General features: G+C 64.8%; 16 protein-coding genes. 10 read left to right on the plus strand and 6 right to left on the minus strand.

The annotated features are described in order from the left end of the window. Positions 1–185: 185 nt before the first annotated feature. A complete protein-coding gene (locus tag LPA35_RS23365; protein ID WP_055393154.1) occupies positions 186–671 on the minus strand; it encodes a peroxiredoxin in 486 nt (161 codons plus the stop codon). Positions 672–896: 225 nt separating this feature from the next. Continuing rightward, entirely contained in the window at positions 897–1,268 is a 372-nt protein-coding gene (locus LPA35_RS23370; protein WP_055393291.1) for an Mth938-like domain-containing protein, read from the minus strand. A 149-nt stretch (positions 1,269–1,417) separates the two neighbouring features. On the opposite strand from LPA35_RS23370, the gene LPA35_RS23375 reads away from it, so the two are divergent. The 6 genes from LPA35_RS23375 (at position 1,418) to moaD (ending at position 7,714) form a co-directional block, all read left to right on the plus strand. Further along, on the plus strand, positions 1,418–2,653 hold the full coding sequence (locus tag LPA35_RS23375) for a pyridoxal phosphate-dependent aminotransferase (RefSeq protein ID WP_228899299.1): 1,236 nt from the start codon (positions 1,418–1,420) through the stop codon (positions 2,651–2,653). Positions 2,654–2,746: 93 nt separating this feature from the next. Further along, the gene (locus tag LPA35_RS23380) at positions 2,747–4,081 is read left to right on the plus strand and encodes a homoserine dehydrogenase (protein ID WP_121420735.1); all 1,335 of its coding nucleotides are present in this window, start codon (positions 2,747–2,749) and stop codon (positions 4,079–4,081) included. Beyond that, positions 4,081–5,520, plus strand: coding sequence for a threonine synthase (gene thrC, locus LPA35_RS23385; RefSeq protein WP_228899300.1), 1,440 nt, complete (start codon positions 4,081–4,083; stop codon positions 5,518–5,520). The genes LPA35_RS23380 and thrC overlap by 1 nt, the downstream gene beginning before the upstream one ends. Positions 5,521–5,658: 138 nt before the next feature. Continuing rightward, positions 5,659–6,228 (plus strand): molybdopterin-guanine dinucleotide biosynthesis protein B, encoded by a 570-nt coding sequence (gene mobB / locus LPA35_RS23390; protein WP_228899301.1) that lies wholly within the window; start codon positions 5,659–5,661, stop codon positions 6,226–6,228. Further along, positions 6,225–7,466, plus strand: coding sequence for a gephyrin-like molybdotransferase Glp (glp, locus tag LPA35_RS23395; RefSeq protein WP_228899303.1), 1,242 nt, complete (start codon positions 6,225–6,227; stop codon positions 7,464–7,466). The genes mobB and glp overlap by 4 nt, the downstream gene beginning before the upstream one ends. After that, positions 7,463–7,714: a molybdopterin converting factor subunit 1 gene (gene moaD, locus LPA35_RS23400; protein ID WP_055393166.1), complete on the plus strand. Its 252-nt coding sequence runs from the start codon at positions 7,463–7,465 to the stop codon at positions 7,712–7,714. The genes glp and moaD overlap by 4 nt, the downstream gene beginning before the upstream one ends. Positions 7,715–7,747: 33 nt before the next feature. Here the strand turns inward: moaD and dapA are convergent, their stop codons facing one another. The 4 genes from dapA to LPA35_RS23420 all read right to left on the minus strand — a co-directional run bounded on the left by dapA (position 7,748) and on the right by LPA35_RS23420 (position 10,515). Further along, positions 7,748–8,626, minus strand: coding sequence for a 4-hydroxy-tetrahydrodipicolinate synthase (gene dapA, locus LPA35_RS23405; protein ID WP_228899304.1), 879 nt, complete (start codon positions 8,624–8,626; stop codon positions 7,748–7,750). 272 nt (positions 8,627–8,898) lie between these two features. Next, a complete protein-coding gene (locus LPA35_RS23410; protein ID WP_218300578.1) occupies positions 8,899–9,258 on the minus strand; it encodes a hypothetical protein in 360 nt (119 codons plus the stop codon). A gap of 61 nt (positions 9,259–9,319) precedes the next feature. Beyond that, on the minus strand, positions 9,320–10,231 hold the full coding sequence (locus tag LPA35_RS23415; RefSeq protein ID WP_228899314.1) for a hypothetical protein: 912 nt from the start codon (positions 10,229–10,231) through the stop codon (positions 9,320–9,322). 29 nt (positions 10,232–10,260) lie between these two features. Then, positions 10,261–10,515 carry a hypothetical protein gene (locus LPA35_RS23420; protein ID WP_055393174.1) on the minus strand — a complete coding sequence of 85 codons (255 nt, stop codon included), beginning with the start codon at positions 10,513–10,515 and terminating at the stop codon, positions 10,261–10,263. 86 nt (positions 10,516–10,601) lie between these two features. Between LPA35_RS23420 and LPA35_RS23425 the strand changes: the two genes are divergently transcribed. The 4 genes from LPA35_RS23425 to LPA35_RS23440 all read left to right on the plus strand — a co-directional run bounded on the left by LPA35_RS23425 (position 10,602) and on the right by LPA35_RS23440 (position 15,375). Then, entirely contained in the window at positions 10,602–10,832 is a 231-nt protein-coding gene (locus tag LPA35_RS23425) for a hypothetical protein (RefSeq protein WP_055393176.1), read from the plus strand. A gap of 48 nt (positions 10,833–10,880) precedes the next feature. Beyond that, positions 10,881–11,357 (plus strand): molybdenum cofactor biosynthesis protein MoaE, encoded by a 477-nt coding sequence (locus tag LPA35_RS23430; protein ID WP_121420729.1) that lies wholly within the window; start codon positions 10,881–10,883, stop codon positions 11,355–11,357. Positions 11,358–11,511: 154 nt separating this feature from the next. Continuing rightward, positions 11,512–14,742, plus strand: a complete 3,231-nt coding sequence (locus LPA35_RS23435; RefSeq protein WP_228899316.1) for an IPTL-CTERM sorting domain-containing protein — start codon at positions 11,512–11,514, stop codon at positions 14,740–14,742. A 300-nt stretch (positions 14,743–15,042) separates the two neighbouring features. Beyond that, positions 15,043–15,375 (plus strand): collagen-like protein, encoded by a 333-nt coding sequence (locus LPA35_RS23440; protein ID WP_121420727.1) that lies wholly within the window; start codon positions 15,043–15,045, stop codon positions 15,373–15,375. Positions 15,376–15,449 lie beyond the last annotated feature (74 nt).

The following is a 15,449-nucleotide window of genomic DNA, read 5'->3' on the forward strand; positions in this document are numbered from 1 at the left end:
AGGGCCTCGGTCGGTAAAGGGGTAACGGGTGGGTCAGAAAGCAAAAAGCCGCCTGGAGGCCAAGGCGGCTTTTTGGAGGAGGGCAAACGTTGCGATAACCAGGGGCATAAAACCATTATGCCTACTCTGGATGTCTTGCCTGGGCAAAACAAGCGGGGTGTCGCGCCGATGCCCCAATGTGCAGATCAGGCGGCCTTTTTCAGGGCCTTGATGGATTTGACGGCTTTCAGGACCTCGTCCACGTGGCCGGGAACCTTGAGGCCGCGCCACTCTTGCACCAGCAGGCCATCGGGGCCGATCAGGAAGGTGCTGCGCTCAATGCCCTTGACCTTCTTGCCGTACATGATCTTATTCTTGACCACACCGAACATGTGGCACATCTTTTCTTCGGTGTCGGCGATGAGTTCGAAGGGCAGTTCCAGCTTTTCCTTGAATTCGTCGTGCGACTTCATATTGTCGCGGGACACGCCGAACACGGCAGCGCCTGCCTTCACGAAGTCCTTGTACTTGTCTCGAAACTGCATGGCCTCCGTGGTGCAGCCAGGCGTGTTGTCCTTGGGATAGAAGTAGAGAACCAGAATTTGGCCAAGGTGGGAGGTGTTGGAGACCTTGAGTCCACCGGTAGCGTTGGCTTCAAATTCAGGGAGGGGTTTGTTGACAACGATCGCCATATCACTTCAATCTCTCAGGATGTAGTCGTTGGTAAGCCGGGGGAGCTAGTGTGTTATTGCTCTTGGTGGTGCCCCCGACCGCAACCGGCGATTTTACCCCGAATTCACTCTTCGGCCAAATGTAAGACAGTGTGTCCGGCCCGCAGTGGCGGGCATTTAGGCAAGGCCTTGCATAGGTGCAAGCGCCGGATTTGCAGCTTGCCGCGGCGGTTGCGGGCCTGCAGCTCAGGCTTCCAGAATCAGTGCTGCCACCACGTTGCGCCCTTCACTGGCCAGAATGTTGTACGTGCGGCAGGCGGCGGGGGTGTCCATGGTTTCCAGCCCCAGCCGGCGGGCGATGAGCGGCGCAAGCCACGCCGGTGGCGGGAACCGGTTGCGTGTGCCGCTGCCAAAAATGACCAGCTCTGTCTCCAGGGCTGCCAATTGCGCGAAGTGTTCGGGGGTCAGGTCTTCAAAGCGCGTGCAGGGCCAGGCCTGGCGCAGCCCCGACGAGCCGATGATGACGCTGTGCGTGATCTTCTCGGCATCCACGCCGATCCAGCCGGGGCCGTAGCCGCTGATGGTCTGAGCGTTGGAGCGGTCGGGCTGGAATTTCATGGGTGTTGGCGTCGGTTGCAGGCGCTGGCGCTGCGGGTAGGCCCGGCGCAGGGCCCGGGCGCGCTTGTGATCTGTGGTCAAATTATAGGTTTCGCCAAGGTGCCAGCCGCTCTGGCCGCCACCTGACCCCACTGCACCACCGTCAGCGCATGAAAACCGTCCAAAAATCCGCCAAGCTCGCCAACGTCTGCTATGACATCCGGGGGCCCATCATGGACGCGGCCAAGCAGATGGAGGAAGACGGCCACAAGATCATCAAGCTCAACATCGGCAACCTGGCGGTGTTCGGTTTTGATGCGCCGGAAGAGATTCAGCTGGACATGATCCGCAACCTGCCCAATTCGGCGGGTTACTCGGACAGCAAGGGCATCTTTGCGGCGCGCAAGGCCGTCATGCACGAGACCCAAAAGCAGGGCATCAAGGGTGTGATGCTGGACGACATCTACCTGGGCAACGGCGCCAGCGAGCTGATCGTGATGGCCACCAATGCGCTGCTGGACAACGGCGACGAGCTGCTGCTGCCTTCGCCCGACTACCCCCTGTGGACCGCCGCCGCCAGCCTGTCGGGCGGCACGCCCGTGCACTATGTGTGCGATGAAGCCAATGGCTGGATGCCCAACCTTCAGGATATCCGCGCCAAGATCACGCCCCGCACCAAGGGCATCGTGGTCATCAACCCCAACAACCCGACGGGCGCGCTGTATTCGGACGAATTGCTCAAGGGCATCGTTGCCATTGCACGCGAGCACGGCCTGGTCATCTTTGCCGACGAGGTGTATGACAAGGTGCTGTACGACGGCGCCAAGCACACGGCCATTGGCTCGCTGAGCGAGGATGTGCTCACACTCACCTTCAATTCGCTGTCCAAGAGCTACCGCTCGTGTGGCTACCGCGCGGGCTGGATGGTGGTGTCGGGCGACAAGAAGCCTGCCAAGGACTACATCGAGGGCCTGAACATGCTCTCGAACATGCGCCTGTGCGCCAACGTGCCCGGCCAGTGGGCGGTGCAGACGGCGCTGGGTGGCTACCAGAGCATCAATGAACTGGTCGGCGAAGGCGGCCGCCTGCGCAAGCAACGTGATCTGGCGTACGAGCTGATCACGGCCATCCCGGGCGTGACCTGCGTGAAGCCCCAGGCGGCGCTCTACATGTTTCCGCGCCTCGACCCTGCCGTGTATCCCATCGAGGACGACCAGCAGTTCTTCCTGGAGCTGCTGCAGGAGACCAAGGTCATGCTGGTGCAGGGCACAGGCTTCAACTGGGCGGCGCCGGACCATTTCCGCATCGTGTTCCTGCCACACGAAGACGATCTGCGCGACGCGATTGGCCGCGTGGCGCGCTTCCTGGAGCAATACCGCAAGCGCGTGCAAATGGCGGCTGCGTAACTTGCACGTTGAACGGTGCAGAAACTCATTTTTTCATAGCTGCTAGCGCTTGATGGATAAGCGCTAGAGCCCATTTTGACTGATAAAAATCCCATGAAACCCATCCAAGTAGGCCTTCTGGGCATCGGCACCGTCGGCAGCGGCGTGTTCAACGTGCTCGCGCGCAACCAGGACGAGATCAGCCGCCGCGCTGGCCGTGGCATTGAGATCACCATGGTGGCCGATCTTGACGTGGAGCGCGCCAAGGCGGTAGTGGGTGCTGACATCCAGGTCGTCAATGACGCCCGCGCCATCATTGCCAACCCCGACATCGACATCGTCATCGAGCTGATTGGTGGCTATGGCATCGCCCGCGCGCTCGTGCTCGAAGCCATCGCCGCTGGCAAGCACGTGGTCACCGCCAACAAGGCGCTGCTGGCCGTGCACGGCACCGAGATCTTCGCGGCTGCATCGGCCAAGGGCGTGATGGTGGCCTTTGAGGCGGCCGTGGCGGGGGGCATCCCCATCATCAAGGCGCTGCGCGAAGGCCTCACCGCCAACCGCATCCAGTGGATCGCCGGCATCATCAACGGCACCACCAATTTCATCCTGTCCGAGATGCGCAGCAAGGGGCTGGACTTTGATGTGGTGCTCAAGGAAGCACAGCGCCTGGGCTACGCCGAGGCCGACCCCACCTTCGACATCGAAGGCGTGGACGCCGCGCACAAGGTCACGCTGATGAGTGCCATTGCGTTTGGCATCCCCGTGCAGTTTGACAAGGCCTATGTCGAAGGCATCACCAAGCTCGGCGCGGCCGACATCAAGTACGCCGAGCAACTGGGCTACCGCATCAAGCTGCTGGGCATCACGAAGCGCGCGGACAAGGGCATCGAACTGCGCGTTCACCCGAGCCTCGTGCCCTCCAAGCGCCTGATCGCCAACGTCGAAGGTGCCATGAACGCCGTGGTGGTGCAGGGCGATGCCGTGGGCACCACGCTGTACTACGGCAAGGGTGCGGGCAGCGAGCCCACCGCCAGCGCCGTCATTGCCGATCTGGTGGACATTGCGCGCCTGCACACGGCCGACCCCGAGCACCGCGTGCCGCACCTGGCCTTCCAGGCCAACACGCTGGCCGATGCCATGGACACGCTGCCCGTGCTGCCGATGAGCGAAGTGGTCACCAGCTACTACCTGCGCCTGCGCGTGGCCGACCAGGCCGGTGTGCTGGCCAAGGTCACCGGCCTGTTGGCCGAGGCAGGTGTGAGCATCGACGCAGTATTGCAGCGTGAGGCTGACGAAGTCGGTGGTGAAGGATCTACGCAAACGGACCTGATCATCCTGACCCACGACACCCGCGAAGGCACCATGGACGCCGTGATCGCCCAGATGCAGGCCCTGCCCACGGTGCTGGCGCCCATCACGCGCATCCGCAAGGAGGAACTGAACTGATGCTGTACATCTCCACACGCGGCCACGCCGACCGCAAGCATTTCTGCGACATCCTGCTCGAAGGCCTGGCGCCCGATGGCGGCCTGTACCTGCCCGAGCACTACCCGCAGGTCAGCGACGCGATGCTGACAAAGCTGCGCAAGGCTTACCACGAGCAAGGCTACGCCGAGCTGGCGTTTCAGATCCTGTCGCTCTACATCGATGACATCCCCGCCGCTGACCTGAAGGCCCTGTGCGCCAAGACGTACACCGCCGAGGTGTTTGGCACGGGCGAGATCGTGCCCCTGCGCCACCTCGAAGACGGCCTGTGGCTCGAAGCCCTGTCCAACGGCCCCACGCTGGCCTTCAAGGACATGGCGATGCAATTGCTGGGCAACCTGTTCGAATACGAACTGAACCGCCGGGGTGAAGAGCTCAACATCCTGGGCGCCACCAGCGGCGACACCGGCAGCGCGGCCGAGTACGCCATGCGCGGCAAAAAGGGCGTGCGCGTCTTCATGACCAGCCCGCACGGCCGAATGAGCGCGTTCCAGCAGGCGCAAATGTTCAGCCTGCAGGACGAGAACATCCACAACATCGCCATCGAAGGCGTGTTCGACGACTGCCAGGACATCGTCAAGGCCGTCAGCAACGACCTGGCCTTCAAGCGCAAGTACAAGATTGGCACCGTCAACTCCATCAACTGGGCGCGCCTGCTGGCGCAGGTGGTGTACTACTTCGCGGGCTACATCCAGGCCACCGAGAACAACGACCAGAAGGTCAGCTTCACGGTGCCCAGCGGCAACTTTGGCAACGTGTGTGCGGGCCATGTGGCGCGCATGATGGGCCTGCCCATTGACAAGCTGGTGGTGGCCACGAACGAGAACGACGTGCTCGACGAGTTCTTCCGCACCGGCGTCTACCGCGTGCGCGCCGCAGCCGACACGCACGAGACATCGAGCCCCTCGATGGACATCAGCAAGGCCAGCAATTTCGAGCGGTTCATCTTTGACCTGCTGGGCCGCAACGGCCAGCGCACGAACGCGTTGTTTGCCAAAGCGCTGCCCGCCTATGGCCGGTTTGACTTGAGCGCCGAACCGCTGTTTGCCGAAGCCGCCACCAAGTACGGTTTTGAAAGCGGCAAGAGCACCCACGCCGACCGCCTGGCCACCATCAAGGACAACTTCGAGCGCCACGGCGTCACCATCGACACCCACACGGCCGACGGCGTGAAGGTGGCGCGCGAACACCACCAGGACCCCAAGGTGCCCATGATCGTGCTGGAGACCGCGCTGCCCATCAAGTTTGCCGAGACCATCGTCGAAGCCCTGGGCCATGCGCCCGAGCGGCCCGCCAAGTTCGCGGGCATCGAAGACCTGCCCAAGCGCGTGCAGGTGATGCCGGCCAACGTGCAGTTGGTCAAGCAATACATCGAGCGCCACTGCACGCCCGCCCTCTAGGGTGGGCAATCCGCAGCCGCTCTGTCGCTGCGGATGCGGGAGCGGCTCAGGATGCTGGGTTTGAACAAAAAATGCCCCTGGCGCTTGTCTGGTAAGCGTTAGCAGCTATAAATACAATAGCTAACCAAGGAGCAGTGGATGAAGGTTGTCGGTTTTGCCGGTTTTTCCGGCAGTGGCAAGACCACGCTGGTCGAGCAGTTGATCCCCGAGCTGCGGCTGCGGGGGTTGCGCGTGTCGGTGGTCAAACATGCCCACCATAGTTTCGACATCGACCACCCGGGCAAGGACACGTACCGCCACCGCGAGGCAGGGGCCTTCGAGGTGGTCGCGGCATCGGACAAGCGCCTCATGCTGGTGCGCGAGTTCGAGCAGCCCGCCACGCTCAGCGTGCACCACCTGCTGGCCGAGCTGTACCAGGGCGTGGACTGGGTGCTGGTGGAGGGCTTCAAGGACAGCGACCTGCTCAAGATCGAGGTCTGGCGTGCCCCCGAACCCGGCCAGGTGGCCAAGCCTGTGCGCTACCCCGAAGACGATTTTGTGGTCGCCGTGGCCACCGATGCACCGCAGGGCCTGCCTGTGCCCACCCAGTTGCCCCTGCTGGACCTCAACAGCCCGGCGCAGGTGGTGGACTGGCTGCTCCAATACGAACACCGCTTTGAGTACAACTGGGATCTGCACGGAGGCCTGGTGCCATGCTCCCCCCAATGAAGCCCCTGAAACCGCTCGACGAGGCGCTGGCCGACCTGTTGGCCAAGGCCACACCGTTGCCAGAGGTCGATACGGTTGCCACGTTTGACGCGGACGGCCGCGTGCTGGCGCAAAACTGTGTTTCGGCCCTGCAGGTGCCGCCGCAGGACAACAGCTCCATGGACGGCTACGCCGTGCGCTGCGCCGATGTGGCACAAGCGGGTGTGGTGCTACCGGTGTCACAGCGCATTGCCGCGGGCAGTGCCGGTGATCTGCTCGCGCCAGGCAGTGCCGCCCGCATCTTCACTGGCGCGCCAGTGCCCGAGGGGGCGGATGCCATCCTGATGCAGGAAGACTGCGAAGCCCTCGCCACGGGCGACGGCCTGGGCCAGGTGCGCATCAACGCCGTGCCCCCACAGGGCCAGTGGATCCGCCGCGCGGGCGAGGACATCACCCGTGGTGCCGTGGTGCTGTCGGCCGGCACACGCCTGACCCCGGCCGAGCTGGGCCTGGCCGCCAGCATCGGCTTGCACGAACTGCAGGTGGCCCGTCGCCCCCGCGTGGCGCTGTTCTCCACGGGCGATGAACTGGTCATGCCCGGCGAGGTGCCGCCGGAGCAAATGCGCCCTGGTGCCATTTACAACAGCAACCGCTTCTTCCTGCGCGCCATGCTGCTGCGCCTGGGCTGCGAGGTGACGGACTTTGGCATCGTGCCCGACCGGCGCGACGCGACCATCGACGCCCTGCGCAGCGCGAGCGCAGCGCACGATCTCATCCTCACCAGCGGCGGCGTGAGCGTGGGCGAGGAAGACCACATCAAGCCCGCCGTCGAGTCGCTGGGCACGCTCGACCTGTGGCAGATCGCCATGAAGCCCGGCAAGCCGTTTGCCTATGGCCAGATCCCGCGTGACGGTGGTGCCGCCCACTTCATGGGCCTACCCGGCAACCCGGTGTCGAGCTTTCTGACCTTTGCGCTGCTGGTGCGCCCGTTTGTGCTGCGGCTGCAGGGTGTGGTGGACGTTGCTCCTCAACCCATAGCTGCTCGCGCTGATTTTGCCTGGCCCAAGGCCGATAAACGCCGCGAGTTTCTGCGCGTGCGCCACAATGCGGCAGGTGGGCTGGATCTGTTTCACAACCAGAGTTCGGGCGTGCTCACTTCGGCCGCCTGGGGTGATGGTGTGGTGGACAACCCGGCGGGCCAGACGATTGCATCCGGCGACACGGTGCGGTTCATTGCCTTTTCGGAGCTTTTGTCATGACGGTCACCGTGCGCTACTTTGCCTCCATCCGCGAGGCCATTGGGCAAGGCAGCGAGGCGGTCGATACCGCTGCCACCACGCTGGGTGCGCTGCGCGATGAGCTCATTGCACGTGGCGGCGCCCATGCCAGCAGCCTCGCGCGTGGCCGGGCCGTGCGCATGGCACTCAACCAGACCTTGAGCGATGAATCCGCCACCCTGGCCGATGGGGCCGAGGTGGCGTTTTTCCCGCCGGTGACGGGCGGTTAGCCCGGGCGCTCTCGCGCGCTCTGGCACGTCACCTCAAAGCGCCTTCAAACGATCCTGCAGCGCCTCCGAGGCCGGCATCATCGGCGCGCGCAGTTCGCTGCGCATCCACCCTGCATGCGCCAGCATGGCCTTGAGCGGGGCAGGGTTGGGCTCTGCAAAACACGCTTCCACCCAGGGTTGCAAGGCCTGCCACAAGTGGCGGGCTGCAGGCAGGTCGCCCAGGCGCAGCAATGCCATCAACTCCACAAAACGCGGCGTCTGCCAGTGTGCACAGGCAGAGATGGCGCCTGCACCGCCGAGGGCCAGCGTATGGAAGATCTGCGCGTCTTCACCGGTCAGCACCTGCAGCCGTCCATCGGCGATCAGGGCCTGCGTCTTGGCCGTGTTGCCGCCACAGTCCTTGATGGCCTGGATGCGCGGATGCGCCGCCAGCGCCAGCAGCGTCTCGGTGGTGAGCGTGGCGCCCGTGCGGTACGGAATGTCGTAGATCAGCAGGGGCACCGCGCTGGCGTCGGCAAGGGTGCGGAACCAGTGCAGCAGTCCCTCCTGCGAGGGGCGGATGTAGTGCGGGGCGGACACCAGCAGGCCTGCAACCGGGTAGTGTGCAAGGGTCCGCACCTGTTCCAGCACCTGGCCCTGGTGGTAGCCCGACACGCCCATCACCACGGGCAAACCCTGGGCGGCGCTGAGCACGGTCTCCAGTACCTGCAGTTGCTCGGCCTTGTCGAGGGCTGCGGCCTCACCGGTCGAGCCGCAGGCAACGAAGCCCGCAACGCCGTCGGCACGCAGCCGGGTGGTGAGGGCGGCAAGGGCCGGGTGGTCCACGGCGCCGTCCTTGAACGGTGTGACCAAGGCGATCCAGAGCCCGCTGAACAGCGGCTGGTGGGAGGTAGCGGTATCGGTGGCAGACATGCGAAGCGTCCTTTCAGGGTTCGACCAAGGGAAGAACCGTCCGGAGGGAGCGCGCGCGGAATGCCGGGGAGTGAAACGAGAAAAGGAAATTTCTCTACCAGGTGGTTCCGTCGCTCATCCGGACGGAACCACAGCTCCGGTCAGATGAGCTCTGGTTTTTTGGTTTTGCCCACGCACTGCAACGCCACCGCAAGTGCGGCGGTCATGGCAAAGGGGGTGTGCGTGGACATGGGCCGCAGTATAGCCAAGCGCCCACCGTGTCCCAAGGTTGGTCAGCCTGCCTGCGGTGGCTGGGCCGCGTCGGCTGCAGATTCAGGCTGCGGCGGCACCAGCACGGGGCATTGCCACACCAGCAGCTCGGCCAGCCGGGTGACGATCCATGTCGCTTCGGCCACCGCCACGCCAGATTCGGCCGTGCACAGCCCCACGTGGATGCGCTGCAGGATCTCGGTCTCGGAAGGCGCCTGCACGTGGTACAGCGTCTGCGCGTGCTCCACCAGGTGGCCTGCCAGGTCTTCGCACAGTTCGTAGCGGGCGCGCACGCCGTCCGCCTTTTCCGTCAGGCGCCCTCGGGTGTCGGTGTACACCGCCATGAAGGAGGGCGGCACGTGGATCTGGTTGTCGTCGTACATGGCTTGTTGGGTGGTGGGCGCGGTTCGGGGGCAGGAAAAAAAGCCCGCCAGAGCGGTGCAGTCAGGGGTTGTGCACACCAGCGGACTTATTGTGCGTGGGTGCTTGTGAGCGGGCTTGCAGGTGGTGCTGCGCCATGGCCGCTGTCTCTGCAAACCAGCCCAGCAGGTGCTGCAGCCAGATTTGCAGCTCCGCCTGAAAGCGGGGTGTGAGCGCGACGAGGCCCCGGGGCGCGTCCTGGGTGAGGTGGCCCTGCGCTGCGGCTTCATTGACCAGGTTGCGCACATGCGAGTGCGAAAAACCCAGGCGCTGCGCAAGCTCGCTGGCCCGCAGGGGAAACGGCGTGGACCCTTCTTCTCCAGGGCGGTGCACCCGGCAGTGTTCGCGCAACAGCAGCATGGCAATGCGGCCACCGCCGTCGCGCTGGTCAAACCAGTCCCAGCCGCCAAACCGGCCCCGGGTTTCGGCCAGGCGATCCAGGATGTGGTCGGCCCCGGCCAGAAAGGCGGCAAAGTAGTCCGTATCGCTGTCCAGTCGCTGTGCATGGCCTGGGGGCAGGGCGCCCAGGGCCTCAGCGCAGTGCAGGTGGTGCCGCACCCAGGTGCGCAGGCCGTCCAGCAGCCGGGGGGTGGGCACCAGGTAGCGCACCCGGCGGTCGCCGGGGTCAATGTCCACCGCCACCATACCGGCAAGGCGCAGCACCGCAAAGAACGTGGCCAGCGTGCGCGCACCCCCGGGCATGCGCCGCTGCAGCAGTGCCAGCGTGGGCCGGGGTGCCCCCCGCAATTGCCATTGGTAGTGCTGCACCACCAGCCGCCCCGCCGCATGCGACTGCAGCGCCCGGCCGAAGATCTTGTTGATGAGGCGCTCGTTCCAGTGCAGCCGCAAAATGCCGTCGCAATAGGCCTCTACGGCCTGGGCATAGGTGTCCGGGGCTCGGGAGTCGAGCGCCTCGAAGGATTCTTGCAGGTCCATGGGGCGTGTTGCGGTGCAGGGTTGCTGATTCAGTCCGGCGTGAACAGGCGCTCGAACTTGGCCTGGTCGGACGCCAGCTCAAAGGTCACCACCTGGCCCATTTTCATGTCCGACAGGCGGCAGGCGCCAAACAGGGTGGTTTTGCCCGCCAGCTCCATCACATCCAGGTCGATGAGGGCGTAGGGGTGGGGCACGAACACCTGGTGCTCGAACACGTTGCGGACCGTATTGCGCGGGGACGGGTAGAGCTTGTAGTGAGCGGTCTGAATCGTTTGTGTGGCCATGGGCTTAAGTTGCGGTGGAGGCTGTAGTGCGAGCAAGTGCGGGTACAGTGCGGGCGAATCGTACAGACAAACCTTTTGACCTATTTATGGCACGCAACAAAAGTGAATGGCCCGCCAAGGTGCTGGCGCTGGTCCGGGGCGGCAACCTGCCCGCCGCCATCGCACAGATCAAGGTCGCGCCCACCGTCGGTGACGTCACGCGCCTGCAGACCCTGCTGGCCCAGTTGCCTCCGTCGCCCGCACTGGCGCAGTTGAACAAGGTGGTGGAAGAAGAGCGTGCCCTGCTGGCCGCGCCCCGGTTGCACCGCTCGCCCTGAAGACTCTTTTTGTCTGACTTCCACACGCCCCGTAGAGAGTTTTTTGCCATGACCCTGCCCCGCGTTTCCATCCAGACCGAGGACTTCGACCTGTCCACCGAAGTCGCTGCGCTGCGCCGCGAAAACAAAGGCATCGGCGCAGTGTGCAGCTTTGTGGGCACAGTGCGGGATCGCAACGAAGGCGACCAGGTGTCGTCCATGGAGCTGGAGCACTACCCCGGCATGACCGAAAAATCCATCGAAGCCATGTTGGACGAGGCCTTTCGGCGCTTCGATATTTTTGGCGCCCGCGTGATCCACCGCGTGGGCCTGCTGCAGCCGCTCGACCAGATCGTGCTGGTGGCGGTGACCAGTGCCCACCGGGGCCAGAGTTTTCAGGCCTGCGAGTTCTTGATGGACTACCTCAAGACCCAGGCGCCTTTCTGGAAGAAGGAAGAAACCGCCCAGGGCGCGCGCTGGGTGGATGCCCGCGTGTCTGACGACGCGGCGCTGGCGCGCTGGGGCATTGTGGCGAACAACGCCTAGACAGTCGCTGCAGCGGGCGCCCTGCGGCGTTGCGGATACGCATCCTGCCGGGCACGTCATTCACATCCATGCAATGTTTGGACTTGTGCGCAGCCACGTCCATTTCGAGAATCGCCTCCTGCCCAGATAGGGCCTGAACAGGGAGGAATTCTTCATGAAATCTGTAGCACGAGCGCTGTGGCGCGCGTGGAGGCTGGGCCTGGCCGTCGTCGGTTTGTGCCTGGCGGTCTCTGGGCAGGCCCGTGCTGATCTGGCTTTCGGGGCCGCGACCAGTTTGCGCCTGGGTGGGCTTCCCAGTGAGATGGCGACGGGAGACTTCAATGAAGACGGCCGGCCCGACCTCGTTGTGGTGGATCGCCTGGGCAGTACCGTCAAGATCCTGCTCAACACAGGCGGGGTTGCAGGTTTTTCCGAGGCGGGAGCATTCAGCGTGGGCTCTGCTCCCTATGGCGTGGCGGCGGCGGATTTCAATGGTGACGGGCATCTGGATGTTGCCGTGACCAGCTTCAACAACGGAACCGCCACGATTCACCTGGGGGATGGCAGCGGTGGTTTGTCTGCTCCGGTCACTTTTGGTGCGGGGCTCAATCCGCGCGATCTGACAGTGGCGGATTTCGACGGTGACGGGCGGCTCGACCTGGCCATTGCCGTCTTTTCCGGGGCGCAAAAAGGCGTGTCCGTCTTGTGGGGTGATGGTGACGGGCGGTTTGACGGTCGCCCCCGCACTGACATCGGTTTGGGTGTTGCAGGGCGCCATGTTGTTTCGGGCGACTGGAACGAGGACGGTCATGTGGACATTGTTGCGGGGTCGGGCGACGGTGTGTTTTTGCTGCTGGGCAATGGCGCGGGCGGTTTTGCGGCGGCCCAGCGCGTGACCGGTGACGAGTACGTCCCGTTTGTGGCCGCAGGGGATGCCAATGGCGACGGCCACCTGGACATCCTGGCACTTGTGCAGAACACCTCCGCCAGCCCTGTCCTCCTGCTCGGAGATGGGCAGGGTGGCTTTTCGCGCAGAGGGGTGGGCCCTGCCTTTGGGCGCTTCAGCGGCGGGCAGATCGTGGACGCCACGGGCGATGGCCGGGCCGACGTGGTGCTGTCCCGCTTTAGCGGCACGGTGGTGGTTGTGCCGGGCCTTGCCGGCGGCGGATTCAGTGCCCAGGGGCTGGAATACCCGGTGGGCGAATCTGCCAGCCCCCCGGCAGTGGCGGATTTCAGTGGCGACGGGCATCCAGACATCGTCGTATTGGACGACCAACGTGGCTACCTGGCCAACCTGCGGGGAGACGGCGCGGGCCGATTCGCTGCAGCACGTGCCTACGGAATCCCAGAGCGTTACACCCAGGCGATAGCCGTCGCCGATTTTGATGAAGACGGGCGCGCCGACGTCGCCGTGACGCACCGTGACGATGATGCTGTCTGGATCATGCGTGGCAATGGTGCTGGTGGATTTGAATTCAGCACCCGGCTTGATGCCGGTGCGGGCGCGGGATCCGTGGCTGCTGGCGATCTCAATGGGGACGGGCATGCGGACCTGGCCGTGGTGAACGAGGTTGACAAGACGATCATGGTCTTCCTCGGCAATGGCCGGGGCACCTTCACGGTGGCCGGGCAGCGGTCCTTCATTGGCCTGGCCCCGCGGTCAGTGGTGATTGGCAATTTCCGGGGGGCTGGCTACCCCGCGTACGCGGCCGTGTGGGCGCCAGAGACGGCAGGTGTTTACGAAGGCATCCAGTGGGTCGGCGTGAGCCCGCAGGGCTCCATCGAAATGTTGGATGTGGCGTCGTGGGATGACGTGAAGGGGTTTGCCCCGCTGGATGTCGACCAGGACGGCCGTGCCGACATCGTGGCCGCAACGTCCGTGGGCACCGTGGGCACCTCGCTGTCCTCAGCCTCGTATCCGGGCGATCCCGTCTATGTGCCGGCGGGCGTAGGCGCCCTGAGCGCGATTGCCGGTTGGAGCCAGACGGGCCGGGCAGGGGTGTTTGCCTCCGCAGGAGTGCAGATTGCCTCGTTGGCTGGCGCGCCCGGGCAGGCGCTGAGCATGGTCGGCACCTACGGCGCGGGAATCTCTGCCAGCGTTCTTGCCGCCTCTGACTTTGATGGCGATGGCGGGCCCGATCTGGTGGCCGCTGACGCAGCTTCGGGCGAGCTTGCCATCGTGCGTGGCCAGGGCGCCCCCGGTGGGCTGGGTGCGCCGCTCCTGCGGTTTGTGGGCGGCACGCCCGAGCAGATGGTGGTTGCCGACTTCAACAGGGACGGCCTGTTGGACATTGCCATCGCCAATGGTCTGGGGGGCATCACCGTGCTGGTGAATGCCTCGCCATCCCCCAATGCCGCGCTCGCGTCGCTGGCGTTGTCGCAGGGGGCGCTCAGCCCGGCATTTGCCGGTGGCGTGACGGCGTATACCGCCACGGTGCCCCATGGGGTGGCCCAGCTGTCGCTGACACCGGTGGCGGCGCAGGCCGGGGCGTCCATCACGGTCAACGGTGTGGTGGTGACCAGCGGAATGGCGACTGCGCCGCTGCCGCTTGCGGTCGGTGCCAATGTCATCCAGGTGGACGTGGTGGCTGAGAACGGCGTGGCCCGGCGCACCTACACCCTCACCGTGGAACGGAGTCAACCCGCCCTGCACACGGTCACCGCCACAGCGGGGGCGGGCGGCAGCATCAATCCGGCTGGGGCCGTCAACGTGGCCGAAGGCCAAACGGGCGCCTTCACCGTCACGCCCGCTGCGGGCTACCGCATTGCGGCCGTCACGGGCTGCGGCGGCACGCTGGCGGGCAGCACCTACACCACGGCAGCGGTGACGGCCGCTTGCACTGTGCAGGCGCGTTTTGAAACCCTGCCCACACCCACGAACACCGGGTCGGGGCCGGTCAACGTGGGCGTGGTGGATGGCAGCGCGGGTTGCCAGCTGGACCTGGCGGGCACCGGCCCGGTGGCGGCACCGGCGCCGTACCCCGGCGCCACTTTGCCGCACGGGGCGTTCCGCCTGCGGCTCATCAACTGCCAGCCGGGTGAGACGGTGCGTGTGGCGGTGACCTTTCCAGACCTCACGGGCTTCACGGTGAAGAAGTACGGCCCCACACCCGACAGCCCCTTGTCCAGCCGCTACTACGACCCCGTGAACCTGCAGATCAGCGGCAACACCGTGACCTACGACGTGACGGACGGTGGCTGGGGCGACAACAGCTTTGGCGCGCAGGACGGCACCATCAACGACCCGGTGGTCCCCGTGCTGCTGGCGCCCAGCCCGGCGGCCATCCCCACCCTGTCGACCTGGGGCCTGGGTGGGCTGGCCGCGCTGCTGGGGTTGCTGGCGTTGCGGAGCGGCCGACGCACGTCTGCGCGGTTTGTTGGAGCGGTGGCTCAAACAAGATTTTGAGCAAAATTGGCTGCTAGCGCTTATTGGTAAAGCGATGGAAGCTGTAAATTTTGTAGTGATTGTGAATGGGGCGGATGGAATGTTTCATCTGCACCAGGAGTTCGTCGGCTCACTGGGTTGCGGTGAGGCATCGCCAGGAACCACAAGCAGTCGTCGGGCCGTCCTACAAGGCGGCAGGGGGGGCATCGATAAATTAGCGCTACCGCTGGCAGTGACTGTTGAACGCCACAGTTGCAGCCAGAAAGAAACTCTCCGCACAGTTTCATCATCGCGTGCGCTTCATCTCCTACAAGGCTTCCCATGAAAAAATCCCTGCTGCTCGCTGCACTTATCGTTACTTTTGGTCTTGCCGCTTGCGAGAAAACGGTTGTGACCCCTCCCGCTACTGCCCCCGTGGTCGTGGTCCCGGGCCCGGCCGGCCCTGCTGGCGCTACGGGCGCAACCGGCTCGACCGGTGCCACGGTGGCCGTTCCCGGTCCTGCGGGCGAGACGGGTGCCACTGGCGCCACCGGTTCCTCGGGTGCTCCCGGTTATGACGGTGCCAAGGGTTCCACTGGCGCTACCGGTGCCACGGGCGATACGGGAGCCGATGGCAAAAAGGGCGATACCGTGATCGTCGTTCCCGCCAAGTAATTTCTCGCGGACCCTAAAAAAAGCGCAGGCGGTATTCCGCCTGCGCTTTTTTGCTTTGCGGGCTCGGCGCAGGC

It is taken from the genome of Acidovorax sp. Leaf73, assembly GCF_916855635.1.
Taxonomy (GTDB): domain Bacteria; phylum Pseudomonadota; class Gammaproteobacteria; order Burkholderiales; family Burkholderiaceae_C; genus Acidovorax; species Acidovorax facilis.